This window comes from Nocardia amamiensis NBRC 102102 (assembly GCF_001612745.1).
GTDB classification, from domain to species: Bacteria; Actinomycetota; Actinomycetes; order Mycobacteriales; family Mycobacteriaceae; genus Nocardia; species Nocardia amamiensis.
This window is the reverse complement of sequence record NZ_BDBA01000143.1, coordinates 1-2,304: the sequence shown is the minus strand read 5'-3', so window position 1 is coordinate 2,304 and position 2,304 is coordinate 1. Positions and strand designations below refer to the sequence as shown.

At 70.0% G+C, this 2,304-nt stretch carries 3 protein-coding genes; all 3 read left to right on the top strand.

Translation table 11 applies throughout. The features are described from left to right. Positions 1–770 (top strand): 2-oxoglutarate dehydrogenase, E2 component, dihydrolipoamide succinyltransferase (gene sucB / locus NA4_RS24780; RefSeq protein ID WP_067474662.1); only part of this gene is annotated, 770 nt, incomplete at its 5' end. Between the two features lie 19 nt (positions 771–789). Then, the gene (locus NA4_RS24775; RefSeq protein ID WP_067474659.1) at positions 790–1,698 is read left to right on the top strand and encodes a TIGR01777 family oxidoreductase; all 909 of its coding nucleotides are present in this window, start codon (positions 790–792) and stop codon (positions 1,696–1,698) included. Next, a complete protein-coding gene (locus NA4_RS24770; protein ID WP_067474656.1) occupies positions 1,695–2,231 on the top strand; it encodes a GNAT family N-acetyltransferase in 537 nt (178 codons plus the stop codon). The genes NA4_RS24775 and NA4_RS24770 overlap by 4 nt, the downstream gene beginning before the upstream one ends. Positions 2,232–2,304: the final 73 nt, after the last annotated feature.

The following is a 2,304-nucleotide window of genomic DNA, read 5'->3' as shown; positions in this document are numbered from 1 at the left end:
CCAAGGCGCCCTCCGCGCCCGCCGCGGCCCGCCCGCAGCTGGCCCATCTGGTCGGCACGGTGCAGAAGGCCAACCGCATCCGCCAGATCACCGCGACCAAGACCCGCGAATCGCTGCAGACCACCGCGCAGCTGACCCAGGTGCACGAGGCCGACGTCACCAAGATCGCCGCGCTGCGCAAGCAGGCCAAGGCGACGTTCGCCGAGCGCGAGGGCGTCAACCTGACGTTCCTGCCGTTCTTCGCGAAGGCGGTCGTCGAGGCGCTCGGCGTGCACCCGAACGTCAACGCCAGCTACGACGAGGGCTCCAAGGAGATCACCTACCACGCCTCGGTGCATCTCGGCATCGCCGTCGACACCGATCAGGGCCTGCTGTCCCCGGTGATCCACAACGCCAGCGACCTGTCCCTGGCGGGTCTGGCGCGGGCCATTGCCGACATCGCCAATCGCGCCCGCTCCGGCGGCCTCAAGCCCGACGAGCTGGCCGGTGGCACCTTCACCATCACCAACATCGGCAGCCAGGGCGCGCTGTTCGACACCCCGATCCTGGTTCCGCCGCAGGCGGCGATGCTGGGCACGGGCGCGATCGTCAAGCGCCCGGTCGTGGTGACCGACGAGACCGGCAACGAGTCCATCGGTGTCCGCTCGATGTGCTACCTGCCGCTCACCTACGACCACCGCCTGATCGACGGCGCCGACGCCGGTCGCTTCCTGACCACGATCCGGCACCGGCTCGAAGAAGCGGCGTTCGAGGCCGATCTCGGCCTGTGAGGAAGGTCCCGCGGCACGTATGAAGGTCGTGATCGCCGGCTCGTCCGGGTTGATCGGGACGGCGCTCGTCGCGGCCCTGCGCCGCGACGGGCACGAGGTCGCCCGGCTGGTGCGCCGAAAGGCGGCGGGCCCCGACGAATTCGCCTGGAACCCCACCCGCGCCGAGCTGGACGAGCGAGCGCTTCGCGGCGCCGACGCCGTGGTCAACCTGTGCGGCGCGAGCGTCGGCGGACGCCGCTGGACCGGCAGCTTCAAACAGGAGTTGCGCGACAGCCGGATCACGCCCACCGATGTGCTCGCCGACGCGGTCGTCGCCGCGAACGTGCCGGTGCTGCTCAATGCCAGCGGTGTGCACTACTACGGCGGCGCCACCGGCGACCGGGTGGTCACCGAAACCTCCTCCGCCGGTTCCGGTTTCCTGGCCACGCTGTGCCGAGACTGGGAGAACGCGACCGCGACCGCCACCGCGGCCGGTGTGCGCACGGTGCTGCTGCGCAGCGCGGTTGTCCTGTCCCGCGCCGGGGGCATGCTCGGCATGCTGCACCCGCTGTACTCGCTCGGGTTGGGCGGCCGGCTGGGCAACGGACGGCAGTACACGCCGTGGATCTCGATGGCCGACGAGATCGGCGCGATCCTGTTCGCGCTCACCCACGACGCGGTGTCCGGTCCGATCAACGTGGTCGGTCCGGCACCGGTCACCAACGCCGAGTTCAGCCGTGCGCTGGGGCGCGCGCTGCACCGGCCCACTCCACTGGTGGTTCCTTCGTTCGTGTTGCGCACGCTGGTCGGCGAACTTGCGCAGGAGGCGATCCTGCACGGCCCCAGGGCGATCCCCACCGCGCTCGAGGAGGCGGGCTACCAGTTCCAGCATCCCACCATCGGCGCCGCGCTGGCCGCCACGGTGGGACGACCCGGAGACGATCGATGACCGACCGGCTCGACACCGGGCCCGCCACCGTCATCCGCGACGCGACCCTCGACGACCTGCCCGCGATCCTCACCATCCACAACGCGAACATCGCCGCCTCCACCGCGATCTGGGACACCGAGCAGGTCGGTCTCGACAACCGCGCAACCTGGTACCGCGATCGCACCGCCGCCGGTCTACCGGTGCTGGTCGCCGCCATCGACGGCGAGGTGGCCGGGTATGCGAGCTACGGCCCGTGGCGCACCAAGTCGGGTTATCGCTTCACCGTGGAGAATTCGGTCTATGTCGACGAGCGCTTCCACCGCCGCGGCATCGCCACCGGCCTGCTCACCGAACTCATCGAACGCGCGCGCCGCGCGGGCACGGTGCACGCCATGGTCGCCGCCATCGAAGCTGGCAACACCGGGTCGATCCAGCTGCATGAGCGCTTCGGCTTCCGCACGGTCGGCGTGCTGCCCGAAGTCGGCCACAAGTTCGGGCGCTGGATGGATTTGACCCTGATGCAATTGACGCTCCCCATCACCGTCGACTGAGCACGTTCATCCGTTGCACAGCGCTCGCGATCGCCCGCCGTCATCCCGTGACAGGCAAGTGGTGACTTGCCTA